Consider the following 17,772-nt stretch of genomic DNA (forward strand, 5'->3'; position numbering starts at 1 on the left):
ACAAGCCCTCACCACCTGGCACTCTTCAGTCTTGTATCAAGCACATGACACAAAAGGGGTGCCCGATGTTCGCGTTCGCCACGGCCGTCCTGGCGCTGCTGGCGCTCGGCACCGCCGCCATGGTGATCATCAGGGTCGCCTGGCCGGCGCCGTCACCATCGCCGTTGATCTTCCGGGCCACGACAGGTTGGCGCCTGGCCGGGATCGTGGCCGGGGCGGCCGTTGCCGTCCTGGTGGCCCGCAGCGGCGACCTGGGACGCGGCTTCCTGGTGGCGGGCCCGGCGTTCGGCCTGACCGTCTTCGCCGGTGCGCTGATCGGCGAGCTGACCCGTCCCGGCCCGGACGGCGAGATCCGTCGCGCCACTCTGCGGGTGCGGCGCGCCCGGGACTACGTCCCCCGTGTGCTCGGCGGCGTCGTCGTGGTGTCCACAGTGCTGCTCGCGGCCATCGCCACGGTGACCACTGCGGCCGGATCCGCGGACGACCTCGGCCGGGCGGGCCGGGCCCTGAGCTGCCCCGGGCTCCTGCAGACGCCCTGGCCCGGCTCGTACTACACACTTCCGGCCCTGGCCCTGGTTGCCGCCGGGCTCGCCGTGGCCGCCTACGCCCTGCACCGCGTGGCGCGTGGCCCGCAGACCGACTCCTCGCGCCGCCGTTCGGCCGAGGTGATCACCGCGGCGGCCGGAATCCTCGTGCTACTCCCTCTGGCCGGCATCTCGCTCACGGCGGGCGTCCTGCTCGGATCGACCGATCTCACCTGCAACACGCCCTGGTGGGAGCCCGCCGGCCGGTCCCTGATGGTGCTCAGTCTGCTGGCGTTCGGAACGGCCGTGTGGTGCGGCGCCTGCCTGCTCACCCCGTCCCGCCGGAGCCGGGCATGACCTCACCGCCCCAGCTCAGCGTCGTCACGACCGATCCCACCCCGCCGTACGAGCAGGTACGCCGCCAGCTCGCGGAACTGATCGGCAGCGGCGCACTCCCCCGCGGCGAACGACTGCCACCGCTGCGTCAGCTCGCCGGTGACCTCGGGCTGGCGATCGGCACGGTGGCCCGGGCATATCGGGAGCTGGAAGCCGCCGGCCTGGTCGTCTCACGCCGCGGCGGCGGCACGCGGGTCGCGGACCGGCCCGCCCAGGCCGAACCCGAACCGGACGTCCTGCTCCGGGCCGCCGAGGACTACGTCTGGCGAGCCCGGGCGGCCGGCGCGAGCCGCGACGCCATCCTGGCCGCGCTGCACCGAGCCCTCGAAGCCAGGTATTGAGAGGCAGTGAATCGCGACATGACTCCGCCCAAGATCGTTCTGGTCGACGACCTACGCTCCTTCACCGACGGCACGGTCGCGGAGATCGCCCGGACCAGCGCCGCGGGCGTGCAGCTGCTCACCACCCTGGGCGCCGGCCGCATCGACGAACTCTGGCTCGATCACGACCTGGGCGGCGACGACACCATCTGGCCGGTCGTGGCGGTCCTCGAGGAAGCCGCCTTCACCGGCAACCCCCTGACCATCGGCGTCGTCCACATTCATTCCGCGAACCCACCGGGCGCGGCCCGCATCAGCCAGGCCCTGACCCGGTGGGGCTACACGGTTCGCGTCGTTTCCGGGTCGCCCCGGGTCGGCTACTTGGCCGACAACCCACCCTCGGCCTGACCGCGGGTTAACCACACCAGGAAGGGCGGGGCGTCTCGGTGGGAACTGCAAGACCCGATCCCGAGGATGAGGGGACAGTCCTCGACCACGGGAGTCCTGACCATGAACGAAGTTGTTGCCCGGACCGGCACAGCGGAGAAAGTCTGGCGCAGCCTCGCCTACTGCGCGGTGTTGATTCCCGTCGCGCTCGGCGCACTGGTGGTCGGGCGGGGCGCGGCGGGCTGGTGGCGGGCCTTGCGCACGCGCCTGCTCCAGGCTGCACCCGTGGCGGAGGGCCGTCCCGGCACGGGCGCGGTGGCGGTCCACGCGGTGCAGAGTCTGCTGCTGGGGGTTGCTGCTCTGATTCCGCTCGGCATGCAGGTGCTGATGGTGCTGCGGGGTGCCCTCTACGGCTTTGTCGATCCCGGGCCGTACGACACGTCGTGGGGTGGGCCGACCCGTGGTGGGGCGTGGGCCGCGCACTTCCTGATCAGCGTTCCGTTGAGTCTGGCCGGGTTGGCGCTGCTCGTGGGCATCGCCGCGATGCATCAGCGGTTGACGGCCTCGCTGGACGGGGAGCGCCGCGCCCGTTGGCTGACGCCGGTGACTGCCGGGCTCTGCGTGGCCGGGGGTCTCTTCCTGGTGGGATGGGTGCGGCAGATCTGAGGGGTCACCAGGTGAAGCGGCCCGGGTAGGTGACGTCGGCGAGTTTGTTCTGACCCTCGATGTCGGGGTGGAAGTAGTCGCGCTCGTTGACCAGGTCGAGGGAGAACCGCACGCGGTGAGCGCTCCCGCCGTCCCAGCGGCAGCGCTTGCCGTAGTCCTCGCAGGCGTCCGCGAGCTCGTCGTTGTAGGCGTCGACACGCTTGTCGACCTGGCGGCGGCGGTCCTCGTCGGCCTGGGCGGTCGAGGTGGGGCGGGCCAGCAGCGAGGGGCAGACGCCGCGGTTCCAGGCGCGTACGGCGTTGGTGTTCTCGTGGCCGAGCTGCCAGAGCCGGTAGAGGTCCGGGATGCTGACGACCAGGACCCGCGCCTTGGGCAGGCCCTTCTTGAGGCGGGTCAGGGCCGCGTCGATCTGCTCACGGAACGTGGCGACGGACGTCATGCCGGCGGCGGTGTCGGTGCAGGCGTCGTTGGCCCCGATCAGGACGGTGACGTACTGGACCTTGGCGTCGACCGCCCGTTTGGCCTGCGCGGAGAGGCCTCTGGCCCGCGCCCCGGGTACGGCGTAGTTGTCGGCGTTGCCCTTGATCTTGGAATTGTCGTCCCGGATCCGCCGGTAGTGGCTGTCGACCGCGGCGCTGCTGCCGGTCGACCAGGAGTTGCGGTAGCAGGCGACGAGGGTGAAGCAGGTGCCGTAGCCGGCGGTGATGGAGTCGCCCAGGGCGGCCATCGAGGCGGGCCGGTTGCTCTTCGGCTTGCCGGTCGGGTCCGGCGCGGCGGTGCCTTCACCCTCGCAGGCCAGGGCCAGTGCGGCCAGGAGCACCAAGGCGACCAGTTGCCAGCGACGCGGCACGGACCATCCCCTCGTTCACGGTGAGCGACGACTCCATGACGGTAAGGCATTGCCCGGCGGGAAGTCGAGGACGGCGCGATACACCTTGACGGGGATCGATGTGTTGCGTTGAGATGAACACCGTCGATGTTAACGGTCACATCAGGGAGCGCCCATGCGGAAGATCCGGATTCTGGCCGCTGTGGTAAGCGGTGTCCTGGCGAGTGCCGCGCTGTTCGTCGCTCCCGCCGAGGCGGCCGGCCCGGCGCCGCACTACCTGATGACGGCGTTCACCAACTCCAGCGAGTCGAACATGTACGTCTACGACTCGGCGAACGGCACCGACTACAGCCTGATCCGGGCGAACGCGTACACGCCGCCGGCCGGGCTCATCCGCGACCCGAGCGTCATGCGGCACACCGACGGCTACTACTACCTCGTCTACACGACCAACTGGACGGGGAACACGATCGGCTTCGCCCGCAGCGCCGACCACGTGACCTGGACGTTCCTGCGCAACGTCACCGTCGGCCTGAACGGCTCGACCGGCAGCACCTGGGCGCCGGAGTGGTTCAAGGACACCGACGGCAGCGTCCACGTCGTGTTCTCCGCGTCGACGGCGGGCACGGCGGGGCAGTTCCAGCCGTACAAGATCACTGCGACGAGCGGTGACCTCTCGACGTGGAGCGCGCGCACCGCGATCGGCATCCCGGCCAACCACATCGACACGTTTGTCGTCCGCTCCGGCGCCACCTACCACGCGTTCGTCAAGAACGAGACCACCAAGTACATCGAGCACGCGACGGCGCCGGCCCTGACCGGCCCCTGGACCTTCACCGGTACGGGCAACTGGGCCGGCTGGGGCTCCGGGCTGGAAGGGCCCGCGCTGGTCCAGCTGCCGTCGGGCGCCTGGCGGCTCTACTTCGACCAGTACGGGGCCGGCCGCTACTACTACGCCGACAGCAGCAACCTGACGACGTGGTCGGCAAAGACGGAACTGCCCGGCCTCTCCGGCACGGTGCGGCACTTCACCGTGCTGCGGGAGAACGTGGGCGACAGCACCGCCGTGCCGACCGGCAACCGCTCGCTGCGCTCGTCCAACTTCCCCGACCGGTACGTCCGGCACCGCAACAGCCTCGGTTACGTCGAGGTGCCGGGCACGGCCACCGACCGGCTCGATGCGACCTTCACGATCGGCGCCGGGCTGGCCAACGGCAACTGTTACTCACTGCAGTCCGTGAACCCCGCCGGCCGCTACCTGCGCCACAACAACAACCGGCTGATCCTCTCGGCGAACGACGGCACGGCGACGTTCCGCAACGACGCGACCTTCTGCGGCCGGGCGGGCCTCTCCGGCACCGGGACGACGTCCTTCGAGTCGTACAACTACCCGGGCTTCTACCTCCGGCACTACAACTACGAACTTCGCATCGACCGCAACGACAACTCCGCCACGCTGAAGGCAGACGCGTCCTTCACCGTCTCCGCGCCGCTGGGCTGAGGTGGACCTACCTGTTGTGCGGCCGTGTCTTGAGCGGTGACCTCAGGTGCAGACGCAGTTCGGGACTGGTCAGGGGCACGCTGCTCCACGTCACGGTGGCTGTGGGCGTACCGGGGCGGGCCTCGACCCGGACCCGGTGCGGGGAGGTGATGACATAAAGCTCGGCGACGAAGGTGTCGCCCTGCCAGGCGCCGGTGGCGACGACCGGCCGGCCGAGCGGTGAGCTCTCCCGCCACTCGCCGTGCCCGACCCCGACCTCGATGCCGGACCCGAGGTTCAGCAGCCAGCCGTGCTCATCGGGATCGACGGTCAAGACAGAGCCGGAAGGCACCACCGAGCCCTCGATCTTCGCGGTCAGGGAACGCCCGGGCCCGGCCGAACCCGGCACCGGCGTGAGTGACAGCCCCCGCAGCCGCTCGGCGAGGAGCTGGTCGTCGCGGGCACTGTCCACGTCGTCCAGGCCGGGGAGCAGGGTCTCCCAGCAGAACTGCGCGGTGCCGACCCCCTCCTGCGTGATGGCGGCGGTCACGACCACCACCAGGTCGTGCGACGGGACGACCACACACTGCTGGCCGAAAGCACCGTCGCCGTAGAAGCCGTGCTGAGACGTCCAGAACTGGTAGCCGTACCCGAAGCCCGGGTCGTTCTTGTCCGGGATCGAGACGTGCCGGCGAGTGGCGAGCTCCACCCAGTCGCGCGGGACGAGCTGCCGGTCGCCCCAGCGGCCGCCGTGCAGCAGCAGCTCACCGAACGCCGCGACGGCCTCGGTCGTCAGGTGCAGCCCGTGGAATCCGAAGGAGGAACCACTCGCCACCAGGTCCCACTCGGCGTGATCGATGCCCATGGGGCCGAACAGCCGCTCGCGCAGGAGCTGCGGCAGGTCCTGTTCCGTGACCCGTTCCACCATCCGGGCCAGGACGAAGGTGGTCGCGTTGTCGTAGGCGTGCAGCGTTCCCTCGGGCTCCGGGAACGGTACGCGCAAGAAGCCCCGGATCAGGTCGTCCGGTTCCCGCTCCCAGGCCTCGTCGAGGCTGTCCGTGACGTGTCCGGTGGTCATGGACAGCAGGTGGTGCACGGTGAGACGCCGCGCCTGCTCCGAGGCATCGGCCGGAACGTGGTCGTAGAGCACGTCCACGACTCGATCGTGCAGCGAGAGCAGGCCGTCGGCGATGACCAGGCCCACGGCGATCGAGGTGAACGACTTGGTCAGCGAGTAGAGCAGGTGCGGGCGCTCAGCGGAGTACGGCGTCCACCAGCCCTCGGCGACAACGTGCCCGTGGCGGACGACCATGATGGAGTGACACTCGATGCCCTGCGCCTCGTACCGGTCCAGCAGCGCGGTGATCGCGCGGGACGAGACTCCCGAGGCAGCCGGTGTCGATCGAGGGAGGAGCACCCGGGCACCGTAGCAACGCCGGCAGCTTTCCGGCGCCCCGGTTTTCAGACCGCGAGCAGGCCCGGCCTGGTCGTGCGGGGTTCGCTCTCAGCCAGAACGGCGCCGAGCATCTCGGGCTCGATCGGCAGCGCCGCCGCGCCGGCCCCCATGATGGGGCGGGGGCGGCGGGGCTGGACGCGGCCGGAACTGCCGCCACGACCCGGGTAGACCATCAGACCGTTGACCGGGTCGGGCACCGCGTCGAGGGCGGCGTGCACGGCCGGCAGATCGCGGAAGACGTGCCACTGCTCGTCGCTGCGGAAGGCGATCTCGAGGAGCACACCCCAGGAGTGCGGGCGCCAACTCCACTCGTACGCACCGTGGGTGATAGCCGCCTCGGTGAGGGCGTTGCCGTGCGCGTCCTGCCAGCGCGCCGCCGATAGCGTCGCGCTGTCGAAGATCTCGATGGACCACCAGTGCAGTTCCATGGTGGTTCGATGCTACGCCCGGGAAGCGTGGCCGCGTGTGCCGTTTCAGTACCGGCCGTCGACCATGCCCATCAGGCGATCGAGGATGTATTCGCCGGCCGCGCGGAGGCCGTTGTGCTCGTAGGCGTTGGTGATCCAGACGCGGGTGTTGCCCACCGCGCGGGCCGTCTCCAGTTGCAGGTTCGCGTCGACGTACATGTCGTCGAAGTAGACCGCCGCGCGGACGGGGACCTCGTTGGTGGCCAGGCGGGCGGCGTCGTACAGGATCGGCCAGTCGGCGTGGGCGGCCAGGAGGTCGGCGGCCGCGGCGAACGGCTCGAGGGATCTGATCTCGCGGAACATCCAGGGGTAGAACATCTCGCCGGTGAAGAGCAGCGGGTCGGCGTCGGCGGCGAACTCGGGGTGGTTGGCCAGCTCACGGTCGGCCGACCAGTTCGCCGCGAAGGTGCCCTGGCCGTAGGTGAACTCCTGCAGCGCGAAGATGGGCATGTCGACGAAGGCCGTCTCCATCATCATCTGATAGAGGAAACCGTCGGACAGGTCCTTGCCGTGCCAGGCCTCGTCCAGCATCCAGTGGATCCGGGCGTACCCGTCGCTCATCCCGAAGCAGCTCCCGGCGACCCGCAGGCGCCGCGCGGTGAAGCGGTCGCCGTCGGGCAGGAACACCTCGTTCGCCTCGAGGTGGTCGGCGATCCTCCGGACCGTCGCCACGTCCTGCGGGTACTCGCGGTAGAACTCGGCGTTCTTCGCGGCCACGCGGGGGTAGGTGCGGGCGTACACGTCGTCGGCGGTGGTGGTCAGGCCGGGAAGACCGCCGGTCACGTAGCAGGCCCGCAGCGACTCGGGCGCCCTCGACAGGTACGCGAGAGTGATGAACCCGCCGTAGCTCTGCCCGAGCGTCTCCCACTGCCGCACCCCCGCGATGCGCTCACGGGCGATCTCGGCGTCCGCGACGATGCTGTCCGCCCGGAAGAGCCGCAGGTACGCGGCCAGCCGCTCCGGTTCCATCCCGGCCACCGTCCGGGCGGTCACCGGGGTGCTGCGGCCCGTCCCGCGCTGGTCGAGCAGCAGAACCCGGTGGGTCTTCAGGGCCCGGGCCAGCCACGCCTCGGCCTGCAGGGGCCGCGGGCTCTTGCCACCGGGGCCGCCCTGGAGGAACAGCAACCACGGCAGGTCGTCGCCGGCACGCGCCGGCGAGACCACCTCCCGGGCGAAGACATCGATGGTCGCCCCGTCCGGATCGGCATGATCCAGCGGTACGGCGATGGTGTGATCCCTGACGGCCAACCCGGGAGTAGCGATCATCCGACCACGGTAGCCAGTCGCGCGGGCGTTAGGTTCGGGACATGTCAGCTCTGCCCTTCCCCGAACCGCCGCTCACCGACGGCACAGTGCTCCTGCGTGCCTGGCACGAGGCGGACGAGGCCCAGCGCCACGCGGGTTTTGCGGACCCGCTGTGCCAGCAGTTCTCGTGGTCGCCGGCGACACCGTTCACCGAGGAGCACACCCGCGCGGCCTTCGCGCAGGATGAGGAGGGACGCCTGGCCGGCGAGTCCCTGAACCTGGCCGTCACCGATGCCACGCACACCGGCGTGATCTGGGGCGGCACCTCGATCTACGACGTCGATCCCCGGTCGGCGTCGGCCTCGGTGGGCTACTGGCTGGCCCCGCAGGCCCGTGGGCGCGGCATCGCCACCCGGACGCTGCGGCTGCTGTCGGCGTGGGCGCTCGGGCAGCTCGCGGTTGAACGCCTGACACTGACCTGCGCACCGGACAACGCCGCCTCCCAGCGGGTCGCGTTGCGCTGCGGCTTCGTCCGCGAGGGTGTCCTGCGCTCCCACCTGCCCTTCCAGGGCGCGCGCCGCGACACCATGATCTTCAGCCTTCTGCCGGGTGAGCTGCGGTAGCCGGTCGTCAGTGACGAAGCCGTCATCCGGTCCGCGGTCGGGGGCGCGTAGGCTGACGGCACCCGGACGACGACATCACACCCTCGTGGTGACCGCTCCACCGGCTCGTCACCGGGTTCTCCGATCGGCACCAGCAGCGCCGGGCACGCCCCGCCGGAGTGCCGCCGGCTTCTCAGCACCACCGGTGCGACGCACGGACACCGATCCGGTCCTGCCGGGTGACCCGGTGTGCCCGCGTGCCCTCTAGTGAAAGCAGGCCCTGTGGCCACCAGATACGGCTTCCTCAGCACCCACCCGCCGACCTACTGCGGGCTGGCGACGTTCAATGCCGCCCTGGCCGCGAGCCTCACCGCGGGCGCGAGCTCCGGCGGCGTCGTCCGTGTCACGTCGGGCGGTGGTGAGGGACCGCCGGGCCCGGACGTCTCGCACACCTGGCAGGCGCAGGACCCGAGCGGCTGGCGTGCCGCGGCCGACGCTCTCAACAGCTACGACATCGCGATCATCCAGCACGAGTACGGCATCTATCCGGGTGCGGACGGCGCCGACGTACTGCGGCTGATGCGGCGGCTGCGGGTGCCCAGCATCGTCGTCCTGCACACCGTGCCGGGCCGGCCCACACCCCGGCAGAAGTCGGTGCTCGAGCAGGTCGTGGCCACTGCCGGTGCCGCCGTCACGATGACCACCACCGCCCGGGAGAGGCTCGTCGCCGGGTACGACGTGGATCCGGCCAAGCTCTCGATCATCCCGCACGGTGTCAGCGCCTCCACCGGTACGCCGGTGGCCCGCGGGCCGCGACCGCAGCTGCTCACCTGGGGTCTGCTCGGTCCCGGCAAGGGCATCGAGTGGGCCATCCGCGCCCTGCCGCACCTGAGCCGTCTCGACCCCGTCTACACCGTTGCCGGCCGCACCCACCCCAAGGTGGTCGAACGGCACGGTGAGGCGTACCGGACGGGTTTGCACCAGCTCGCCGCCGAGCTGGGAGTGGCGCAGAACATGGACTACCGCTCGCACTATCTCGACGACGCCGCCCTGGGCGGTCTCATCCGTTCCGCCGATGTTGTCGTGCTGCCCTACGACTCGGTCGAGCAGGTGACCTCCGGCGTGCTGATCGAGGCCGTCGCCGCGGGCGTGCCCGTGGTGGCGACGGCCTTCCCGCACGCGGTCGAGCTCCTCACCGACGGCCCGGGCCTGCTCGTCCCGCACCGCAACCCGCGCGCGCTGGCCACCGCGATCCGCAAGATCCTCACGCGGACCGCCGCCGCCGGAGCCGCCGCCGGCACCCCGGTGACGATGCGCTGGCCGGAGGTCGCCGCCGAGTACGAGGCGTTGGCGGACAAGCTCAGCACCGAGGGCGCGCGAACCGCTGCCGCACCGGCGTGACCGTCGCTCTGGGCGTCCGCGCGCCCAGCTTCGTGCATCTGTCCCGGCTCACCGACGACACCGGGCTGCTGGAGCACGCCCGGCACGCGGTGGCGCGGCGCGAGCACGGGTACTGCACCGACGACGTCGCCCGGGGCCTGGTCGTGACGAGCCGCGAGCGTGATCCCGCCCCGGACGTGCTGCGGCTGGCCGAGACGTATCTGGGTTTCCTGACCCACGCCCAGCACGACAGCGGCGCCTTCCACAACCGGCTCGGTTTCGACCGGCGCTGGCAGGACGAGCCCGGGCTGGGTGACTGGTGGGGCCGGGCGTTGTGGGGTCTGGGGACGGCGGCAGCCCGCAGCACCGCACCCTGGATCCGTCAGGAGGCCATGGTCGCCTTCACCCTGGGGGCGGCCCGCCGCTCGCCCGCACCGCACACGATGGCCTTCGCCGGGCTCGGTGCGGCCGAGGTGCTGCGGCGGGAGCCGGGCAACACGCTCGCGGCCGCGCTGCTCTCCGACGCGGCGACGGCGGTCGGGTGGCCGGACTCCGATCCGCAGTGGTCGTGGCCGGGCCGTCACCTGTCCTACGCGAGCGCGGCCCTGGCCGAGGTGGTCATCGCCGCCGGGCAGTTCCAGCAGGACGTCGCGCTGCGGGCGGCCGGCCTGCGCATGCTGAGCTGGCTGCGCGACCTTCAGCTCGATCGTGGGCACCTGTCGTTGCTGCCGGCGTCCGGCTGGCGGCACGGGACCCCGCGGCAGCGGTACGACCAGCAGCCGATCGAGGCCGCCGCTCTCGCCGACGCCTGCGCCACCGCGGCCGCCGCCACCGGCGACACGGGCTGGAACGACGGTGTCCGGCAGGCGATCGGCTGGTTCCTCGGCGACAACGATCGCGGCACGGTGATGTGGGACCCGGAGACGGGCGGCGGTTACGACGGGCTGACCCCGCTCGGCGCCAACCTCAACCAGGGCGCGGAGTCGACGCTGGCGCTCATCTCGACCTTCCAGCACGCGCAGCGGATCAACGGCTGATGGACACGGTGGTGTTCCTGCCCGAGTACCGGCGGGAACCCGCACGCCTGCTCCGACTGCTCCGCCGGGCGGCCGCAGCCGACCGGGACGCGTTCACGCGGCTCTACCAGGCCCTCGCGCCGGACGTGGACGCCGCCGTGCACGTGACGCTCGGCGGCGAGCGGGCCGACGAGGTCGCCGCCGCCACGTTCCTCGAGGCCTGGCAGTCCGCGGACCTGCACACCGCCCCCGGTACGGACGTGGCCGGCTGGATCATCGGCATCGCCGCCCGGCGTGCGGGGGAGCAGGACGATCCCCGGGTCCGGTCACACCCGTCCCAGCACACCTACTCCCCCGGCGAGACGCTGGCGGGGCTGCTGCAGCGCAGAGACACACGCCGGAGCCCTTTCCGGCGCTGAGGGTCAGCGGTAGTGGGCGGCGTCGACGGTGTAGCGCAGGAACTGGCCGTCCGCCCATGCGGCCGTACCGTGGTCCCAGCCGGCGACGACGGTGCCCGGGATGGTGAAACCCTCGAAGGTCGTCTCGTCGGTGAGGTCGGCGCCGAAGACACGTTCGCTGAAGGAGCCCCGGGTGTCGGCGCCCCAGCGCGGCATCGACATCGAGGTCAGCGACCCGTCCGCGGCGACCGTCAGGGTGACCTCGTGGTATCCGGCGTCGACCCGGATCCGGGCGACGGCCCGGTCGGCGTCGAGCGGCTGCCATTTCACCCGGCTGCTCAGCGCGGCGGCCGGGGCGACGATCAGCAGGTCACCGGCCAGCCGGGCGGCAGAGCTGCGGGTGAGGTCGGGCCCGTCGGCGGTCCGCACGGGCACCCGGGAGAGCAGCCGCCAGCGTTTCTGTCCGGTCAGGCGCGTGTAGCGGTCGAAGCCGGTGACCGGCATCCCGGCCATCGTGCCGTTCGCCGCCCAGACAAAACCGCGGGCCGGTGACAGGCGCTGGGTCGCGGAGAAGTCACGCCAGGCGCTGTCGCGGACCGTGCCGTGCGTGGTGACCTCCACCGCGGTCAGCAGCGGCGTCTCCGGGGCGATCGAGTGGGTCAGCCAGCGCCGGACCGGCTCCGGCAAAGCGGACAGGTCACCCTCGCCGAAGACAGCAGGCTTGCCGGTGGCCTCGCCGAGGTCGCCCCAATCGGTACGCACGTCGTCGGTGAGTCCACGCGGATAAGCCATGAAGTGCCCTTCGGGTCGGTGTGCCGCCACCGTACGCCTGATCAGGGCGAGATCTCCCAGTCGGCGAGGATCGACGCGGCGTGCTCGCCGGGAAGGGCGGGTGCTCCCACCGGCCCGGGCGGGGTGGCCGAGAAGCGCGGCGCCGGTGCCGGCTGGCGCACCCCGTCGCGGTCGGCCAGCGTGGCGCGGTGCACCAGGTGCGGGTGGCGGGCAGCCTCGGCGAACGACAGCACCGGCGCCACGCACGCCTCGGTGCCCTCGAAGATCACCGCCCATTCGTCGCGGGTGCGGGTCGCGAAGGTGGCGGCGAGGCGGGTACGCAGCTCGGGCCAGCGGGCGCGGTCGTACTGGGCGGGGAGGTTGTCACCGGGGTCGAGCAGCCGGACGAACTCAGCGTAGAACTGCGGCTCCAGCGCGCCGACCGCCAGGTGACCGCCGTCCGACGCCGGGTAGACGTCGTAGAACGGGGCGCCGGTGTCCAGCAGGTTCACACCCCGGGTGTCCTCCCACCGACCTTCGGCGCTCAGCCCGTACAGGAGGGTGGTGAGGTGGGTGACCCCGTCGGTGATGGCGGCGTCGACGACCTGGCCCCGGCCGGTGCGGTCGGCCTCGCGCAGCGCGGCCAGCAGGCCGACCACCAGGTAGAGCGCGCCGCCGCCGAAATCGCCGAGGAGATTGGCCGGGACCTGCGGCGGGCCGTCCGCGCGGCCGATCGCGTGCAGCGCGCCGGTGATCGCCAGGTAGGTGATGTCGTGGCCGGCGCTGCCGGCGAGCGGGCCGTCCTGGCCCCAGCCGGTCATCCGGCCGTAGACCAGGGCGGGGTTGCGGGCCAGCACCTGCGCGGGACCGATGCCGAGGCGTTCGGTGACGCCGGGCCGGTAGCCCTCGATCAGGACCGCGGCCCGCGAGGCGAGGGCGAGCACGAGCTCCCGGCCGCTGTCCTGCTTGAGGTCGGCGGTGATCGAACGTTTGCCCCGGTTGAGCAGGTCGAGGCGGGGGTCACCGGCGAGCGGCGAACCGGGTCCGGGCCGGTCGACACGCACGACGTCGGCACCGAGGTCGGCCAGCAGCATCCCGGCGAACGGCGCCGGGCCGATCCCCGCGAGTTCCACCACCTTGAGCCCGCGCAGGGGGCCCTGAGCACCGGTCATCGAACACCTCCGGGGTCTAGGATGTAATGGGGAGGCCGCCTGTGAACTACCCGCCCGAACCGTGGGACCTGCGCGGTCAGCTTTTCCTGTCGGTCTTCGCCGTGCCCCGCGACACGCTGCCGGCACTGCCCGATCCGCTCGCCGCGACCGTGCGTCCGGTGACCATCGGCCGGAAAGCGATAGTCGGGGTGGCCTGGGTCCGCTACGAGCCGGGCGGTGTCCTGACCTACGAGGAGCTGCTGGCCGCGGCCCTGACCCGGTCGGGCCGGCGGTTGCGGGTCAGCATCACCGACATCTGGGTCGACAGTGTGCCGTCCCGCGACGGCGGCCGCGCCCTGTGGGGCATCCCCAAGGACCTGGCCGAGCTCACCGTCCACACCGGCCCGAGCGGCCGCACCTCCGGGGCCGCGAGCACCGCGCGAGGTCCGATCGCCGCGGCGTCCTTCAGCCCCGGCATCCGCCTGCCCGGCCGCTGGCCGACCCCGATGACCCTGGCCCAGGCGTTCGGCGACACCGTCAAACACTCCCCGGTACGCGGCCACGCGCGCCTGCGCCTCGGCGGTGCCACCTGGCGGATCGAACCCGGCGGACCGCTGCGCCACCTCGCCGGCCGCCGCCCCCTGCTCACGGCCACCCTGGCCGACTTCCGGCTGCGCTTCGGGGCACAAGCTGACACCACCTACGCCCCGGCGGGCGCTCCGCCGGAGGCCTGATCGTTGCGGTAGGACGCCGAGATCGCCTCGTTGATGGCGCTGACCGTACGCCGGAAGGCGCGGTACCGCGTCAGCGCGATGGCCCAGATCCCGAGACCCGCGAGCAGGACCACGAACCGCAGCACCACCTCGGCGGCGGACCCGTCGAACCCCGACGACACGATGAACGCGATCAGCAGGATCGGTGGTGAGCCCCCGAAGAGCGCGGCGAGGTAGCGGCTGGGTCCACCGGAGACGATCCAGTTCTGCGGAGCCGGACCGGACTGGCCGGGGTACAGGACCCGGGAGGCCCGCGAGCCGCCCGCGTCGAGCTCCCGGACGAACTCCTCCCAGCGGAACGCCTCGGGGGCCACGGTCCGGACGGCGGGCCCGATCCGGAGCGCGATGTAGGCGGCGATCTTGTAGACCTGGCTGGCGTGGTCGATGAAGAACAGCCACAGGGAGCTGGAGGCGATGGCCAGCCCCACCCCGACGGCGGGCAGTCGCTGCAGGACGGTCAGCCCCGCCCCGAGAACGGTCAGGTTGAGCGTGATCAGGGCGTAGGCCAGCCCTATGCGATGGACCAGCTCGTGGCGCAGCTGCTCGTACTCCTTGAGGTGCACGTCGATGCGGTCGGCCACGGTCCCGCCCGTCAGATCGTCACGAGTGTCGGCGACCGGGAGTAGTTCAGTTTCTCCACCGCCGACGGCTGCACCCCGAGCGACTCGAGAAAGCCGACCGTCTCGCCCGGGTAATCACGATGGCCGAGCTGGTCGAACGCCAGCACACTGCCCGGCACCAGCCGGGGCCGGATGATCTCCAGGCAGGCCTTGGTCGGCTCGTAGAGGTCCAGGTCGAAATAGGCGAGCCCGACGATGGTCTCGGGACGCTCGACCAGATAGTCCGGCAGCGTCTTGCGCACGTCACCGCGGCGCAACTCGAACCGTTCGCGGTCCGACTGGTGACTCTCCCGGTCGTGCGCCCGCAGAACCTCGGCGAGATGCTCTTCGTAACCGGGGGTGACAGCCATCCCGCCCCGGTGGATCTCCTCGAACGAGCCGTCGTAGTCGTGCGGGTCGGGGAATCCCTCGAACGTGTCGAAGCCGACGATCACACGCGTGTAGTCGTACGGCTCGTACGTCTCCCGCAGGGCCGCGAGGACCGCGAGCCGGCGTCCCCACTGGGTGCCGAACTCCATCAGCACGCCCGGCACCCGCAGGATCCTGAGGTAGATCTCGTTGAGCGCGAGCGTGTCGGCCACGGCGTCCCGGCGCTGGTAGAGCGCAAGATTGCGGACCAGGTGAGCCGGTGGGATCGGTGAGTTCATCAGGAGGTCGGTGAGCGGCCGGGCGGGGCCGGTATCGGATCCGCTGGTTCCGGAAGGTGGCACGCGGCGGCCTCGTCTTCTCCCGGCCTGCGGTGGGCCGGGAAATCGATTCTGCGGGCCACGTCGCCGCAGTGTCAATCGCGGAGGGGTCACCCCTGAGGGGTTCGTTCCGGCAGCTCGGCGTGCCATCATCGTGGCCGTGCCCTTGAATCGACGAGTGCTGCTCGGCGCCGGATTTGCCGCGACCGTGGCCGGCTGCGGCAGCGGTGACAGCAGCCCGCAGGCCGGGCCGACCTGGGCCGAGCCGGCCGCCCCGCCCGAGCCGGCGCTCGCCGGCGGCACGCCGACCCGTCCGGCGCCGGCCGTCACGGATCGCCCGGCCGGTGAGGCCGTCGTCGCGGCCACCTACGGCGACAAGGTCAAGTCGGTCCTGGCCAAGTACCTCAAGCCGACCTCCGACAACCCCAGACATCCCGGGTACGCCGGAGCCGTCGCCCTCGTCATGGTCGACGGCCGCACCACGGTCCACACCGCAGCCGGGCACGCGCTGCGCTACAAGGCCGGACCCGTCGAGCTGGACGCGAGCAAACGGGTCACCATGAAAACCGACGCGATCTTCGATGTGGCCTCCCTGACGAAGGTCTACACCGCGATCCTCGTGCTCCAGCTCGTCGACCGGGGCAAGGTCGAGCTGGACGCGCCCGTGCAGAAGTATCTGCCGGAGTTCACCGGCACGGGCAAGGGCGCGATCACGATCGCCATGCTGCTGGCGCACACCAGTGCCCTGCCGGTCGGGGCCAAGGTCACCGGCCTGCCGGACAACACGGCCCGCTGGAAGTCCGTGCTGAGCACGCCGCTGGTCAAGGGTGGTGTGCCGGGGACGACCTTCCGGTATTCCAGTGTGGGGCTGATGGTGCTGGGGCGCCTCGTGGAGAAGCTCACGGGCAAGTCCCTGGACAAGGCCCTCCGCGACAACCTGACCACCCCGCTGGGGCTGAAGGACACCGGCTTCCTGCCCCTCAAGTGGGTCGGCGCCAAGAACCGCCTGGTGGCGACCGATGCCCGCTCGTCCCGCGGCCTGCTCCGCGGCACCGTCCACGACGACGTCTGCAACCACCTCGGCGGCGTCGCCGGTCACGCCGGCATCTTCGCCACCGCCAGGGACGTCGCGGTCATCGGCCAGATGCTCCTCAACGGCGGCACCCACAACGGCAAGCGCATCCTGACGTCGGCCACGGTCCGGAAGATGCTCACCAACGTCAACAAAGGCAAACCCGCGATCGACCCGGAACGCCCGAAGCGCACCGCCGACCACGGCCTCGGCGTCGAAATGAACCAGTCGTGGTTCATGGGCAAACTCTCCACCGCGGCGACCTTCGGCCACACGGGCTTCACGGGCACGTCCCTGCTGGTCGAGCCCCGCCGCAAGCTGGTCCTGGTCCTGCTCACCAACCGCGCCCACCCCAACTGGTCCTGGTCCGACCCCGACACCCACCGCGTGGCCGTAGCCAACGCCGTCGCCGGCGGCGTCCGCTAGGACGTGTCAGTGCTCGAGTGCGGTCGTGCTGGTCCAGCTGGCCAGGAGATCGAGGGCCTGGCGTTCGGGTGAGCCGGCCTCGGGCGAGTAGACGGTGATGCGGAGCCCCGGGTCGGCGGGCAGGTCGAGGGCTTCGTAGGGCAGGACCAGGTCGCCCACGAGCGGGTGGCGGAGGTGCTTCACACCGGAGCGGTTGAACTTCACGTCGTGCCTGGCCCAGCGCCGCGCGAACTCGTCGCTCCGCGTGGAGAGCTCCCCGATCAGGTCCGTCAGGCCCTTGTCGTGCGGCCAGCGGCCGGTCTCGGTACGCAGGAAGGCGACCGAGTCGTCCGCGGCCTTCTCCCACCGGGGCCAGAAGTCGGCCGAACCGGGGTCGAGGAACAGGAACCGCGCGACGTTGACCGGACCACGCTGCGCGAACAGCGGGGAGTCGTAGACCGGGGCGTACAGGGCCCGGCCGAGAGAGTTGGCGGCGACGATGTCGAACCGCCCGTTGCGGAGGTACGCCGGCAGGTCGGTCATCGCGTCGAGCATCCGCAGAACCATCGGCCGGACCCGCCCGGTCGCAGCGGGCGGCCGGCGCTGCGATGCGCTGACGGCGCGGGCCAGGTCGTAGAGGTAGGCCCGTTCGGCATCGTCGAGCTGGAGCGCATAGGACAGCGAGTCCAGCACCGAGTCCGAGGCGCCGCTCAGGTTCCCGCGCTCGAGGCGGATGTAGTAGTCGATGCTCATCCCGGCCAGCAGGGCCACCTCTTCGCGGCGCAACCCCGTCACCCGGCGATTGGCACCGAAGACGGGCAACCCGGCCTGCTGGGGCGTGATGCGGGCGCGACGCGTACCGAGAAACTCCCGCACCTCGGCGGCCCGCTCACGCCTCTCACTGTCGGTCACCCCACCACCGTAGGTCGCGCGGCGGTGTGCTGGGAGGTACTGCCGTTACCCGGAAGAGCAGTGACTCCCGCCCGCGTCCGAAAGGGGTTGTTGTGGACGTACCCGACGGGCCCGTATCCCCGCACAACCCACGAGACAGGCGGCAAGTGGTGGTCAACCAATTCACGACCCATGCAGGACTCTTCGATCTGAGTGGAAAACGCGCGCTCGTCACCG

The 17,772-nt window shown here is 71.3% G+C and carries 20 protein-coding genes; 11 read left to right on the top strand and 9 right to left on the bottom strand.

The window, feature by feature from the left end; all coding sequences use genetic code 11:
* Positions 1-65 precede the first annotated feature (65 nt).
* From AFR_RS27940 to AFR_RS27955, 4 genes are all read left to right on the top strand, one after another.
* The gene (locus AFR_RS27940) at positions 66-881 is read left to right on the top strand and encodes a hypothetical protein (RefSeq protein ID WP_023560163.1); all 816 of its coding nucleotides are present in this window, start codon (positions 66-68) and stop codon (positions 879-881) included.
* A complete protein-coding gene (locus AFR_RS27945; protein ID WP_023560164.1) occupies positions 878-1,261 on the top strand; it encodes a GntR family transcriptional regulator in 384 nt (127 codons plus the stop codon). Before AFR_RS27940 ends, AFR_RS27945 begins: the two co-directional genes overlap by 4 nt.
* 18 nt (positions 1,262-1,279) lie before the next feature.
* Positions 1,280-1,648, top strand: a complete 369-nt coding sequence (locus AFR_RS27950; RefSeq protein ID WP_023560165.1) for a cyclic-phosphate processing receiver domain-containing protein — start codon at positions 1,280-1,282, stop codon at positions 1,646-1,648.
* 102 nt (positions 1,649-1,750) lie between these two features.
* Positions 1,751-2,293 carry a hypothetical protein gene (locus tag AFR_RS27955; RefSeq protein WP_052359485.1) on the top strand — a complete coding sequence of 181 codons (543 nt, stop codon included), beginning with the start codon at positions 1,751-1,753 and terminating at the stop codon, positions 2,291-2,293.
* A gap of 4 nt (positions 2,294-2,297) precedes the next feature.
* On the opposite strand, the gene AFR_RS27960 is transcribed toward AFR_RS27955, so the two are convergent.
* A complete protein-coding gene (locus tag AFR_RS27960) occupies positions 2,298-3,143 on the bottom strand; it encodes an SGNH/GDSL hydrolase family protein (protein ID WP_023560167.1) in 846 nt (281 codons plus the stop codon).
* Positions 3,144-3,297: 154 nt separating this feature from the next.
* On the opposite strand from AFR_RS27960, the gene AFR_RS27965 reads away from it, so the two are divergent.
* Positions 3,298-4,623 carry a glycoside hydrolase family 43 protein gene (locus AFR_RS27965; protein ID WP_023560168.1) on the top strand — a complete coding sequence of 442 codons (1,326 nt, stop codon included), beginning with the start codon at positions 3,298-3,300 and terminating at the stop codon, positions 4,621-4,623.
* Between the two features lie 7 nt (positions 4,624-4,630).
* Here AFR_RS27965 and AFR_RS27970 read toward each other — a convergent pair whose 3' ends face one another.
* The 3 genes from AFR_RS27970 to AFR_RS27980 are packed head-to-tail and all read right to left on the bottom strand — an operon-like array spanning position 4,631 to position 7,791.
* Positions 4,631-6,019, bottom strand: a complete 1,389-nt coding sequence (locus tag AFR_RS27970) for a serine hydrolase domain-containing protein (protein WP_023560169.1) — start codon at positions 6,017-6,019, stop codon at positions 4,631-4,633.
* Positions 6,020-6,063: 44 nt separating this feature from the next.
* Positions 6,064-6,486, bottom strand: a complete 423-nt coding sequence (locus AFR_RS27975) for a hypothetical protein (protein ID WP_023560170.1) — start codon at positions 6,484-6,486, stop codon at positions 6,064-6,066.
* Positions 6,487-6,531: 45 nt separating this feature from the next.
* On the bottom strand, positions 6,532-7,791 hold the full coding sequence (locus AFR_RS27980) for an alpha/beta fold hydrolase (RefSeq protein WP_041841193.1): 1,260 nt from the start codon (positions 7,789-7,791) through the stop codon (positions 6,532-6,534).
* A gap of 41 nt (positions 7,792-7,832) precedes the next feature.
* Between AFR_RS27980 and AFR_RS27985 the strand changes: the two genes are divergently transcribed.
* The 4 genes from AFR_RS27985 (at position 7,833) to AFR_RS44025 (ending at position 11,187) form a co-directional block, all read left to right on the top strand.
* A complete protein-coding gene (locus tag AFR_RS27985) occupies positions 7,833-8,393 on the top strand; it encodes a GNAT family N-acetyltransferase (protein ID WP_023560172.1) in 561 nt (186 codons plus the stop codon).
* 261 nt (positions 8,394-8,654) lie between these two features.
* A complete protein-coding gene (locus AFR_RS27990) occupies positions 8,655-9,773 on the top strand; it encodes a glycosyltransferase (protein WP_023560173.1) in 1,119 nt (372 codons plus the stop codon).
* On the top strand, positions 9,770-10,789 hold the full coding sequence (locus tag AFR_RS27995; protein ID WP_023560174.1) for a hypothetical protein: 1,020 nt from the start codon (positions 9,770-9,772) through the stop codon (positions 10,787-10,789). Before AFR_RS27990 ends, AFR_RS27995 begins: the two co-directional genes overlap by 4 nt.
* Positions 10,789-11,187 carry a hypothetical protein gene (locus tag AFR_RS44025; RefSeq protein WP_023560175.1) on the top strand — a complete coding sequence of 133 codons (399 nt, stop codon included), beginning with the start codon at positions 10,789-10,791 and terminating at the stop codon, positions 11,185-11,187. Before AFR_RS27995 ends, AFR_RS44025 begins: the two co-directional genes overlap by 1 nt.
* Positions 11,188-11,190: 3 nt before the next feature.
* Here AFR_RS44025 and AFR_RS44030 read toward each other — a convergent pair whose 3' ends face one another.
* Positions 11,191-11,958, bottom strand: a complete 768-nt coding sequence (locus AFR_RS44030; RefSeq protein ID WP_023560176.1) for a DUF6544 family protein — start codon at positions 11,956-11,958, stop codon at positions 11,191-11,193.
* Between the two features lie 41 nt (positions 11,959-11,999).
* A complete protein-coding gene (locus AFR_RS28010; RefSeq protein WP_023560177.1) occupies positions 12,000-13,109 on the bottom strand; it encodes a CaiB/BaiF CoA transferase family protein in 1,110 nt (369 codons plus the stop codon).
* Between the two features lie 41 nt (positions 13,110-13,150).
* Between AFR_RS28010 and AFR_RS28015 the strand changes: the two genes are divergently transcribed.
* Positions 13,151-13,822: an acetoacetate decarboxylase family protein gene (locus AFR_RS28015; protein ID WP_023560178.1), complete on the top strand. Its 672-nt coding sequence runs from the start codon at positions 13,151-13,153 to the stop codon at positions 13,820-13,822.
* Here AFR_RS28015 and AFR_RS28020 read toward each other — a convergent pair.
* Complete coding sequence (locus AFR_RS28020; protein WP_023560179.1) at positions 13,789-14,442, bottom strand: hypothetical protein; 654 nt, start codon at positions 14,440-14,442, stop codon at positions 13,789-13,791. The genes AFR_RS28015 and AFR_RS28020 overlap by 34 nt on opposite strands.
* An 11-nt stretch (positions 14,443-14,453) precedes the next feature.
* Positions 14,454-15,128, bottom strand: a complete 675-nt coding sequence (locus AFR_RS28025) for a class I SAM-dependent methyltransferase (protein ID WP_084298158.1) — start codon at positions 15,126-15,128, stop codon at positions 14,454-14,456.
* A 199-nt stretch (positions 15,129-15,327) separates the two neighbouring features.
* On the opposite strand from AFR_RS28025, the gene AFR_RS28030 reads away from it, so the two are divergent.
* On the top strand, positions 15,328-16,665 hold the full coding sequence (locus AFR_RS28030; protein WP_041842811.1) for a serine hydrolase domain-containing protein: 1,338 nt from the start codon (positions 15,328-15,330) through the stop codon (positions 16,663-16,665).
* 6 nt (positions 16,666-16,671) lie between these two features.
* Here the strand turns inward: AFR_RS28030 and AFR_RS28035 are convergent, their stop codons facing one another.
* Positions 16,672-17,556: a helix-turn-helix transcriptional regulator gene (locus tag AFR_RS28035; protein ID WP_023560182.1), complete on the bottom strand. Its 885-nt coding sequence runs from the start codon at positions 17,554-17,556 to the stop codon at positions 16,672-16,674.
* Between the last annotated feature and the right edge of the window lie 216 nt (positions 17,557-17,772).

Origin of the sequence: Amorphoplanes friuliensis DSM 7358, from assembly GCF_000494755.1 — a bacterium.
Classification (GTDB): Bacteria; Actinomycetota; Actinomycetes; order Mycobacteriales; family Micromonosporaceae; genus Actinoplanes; species Actinoplanes friuliensis.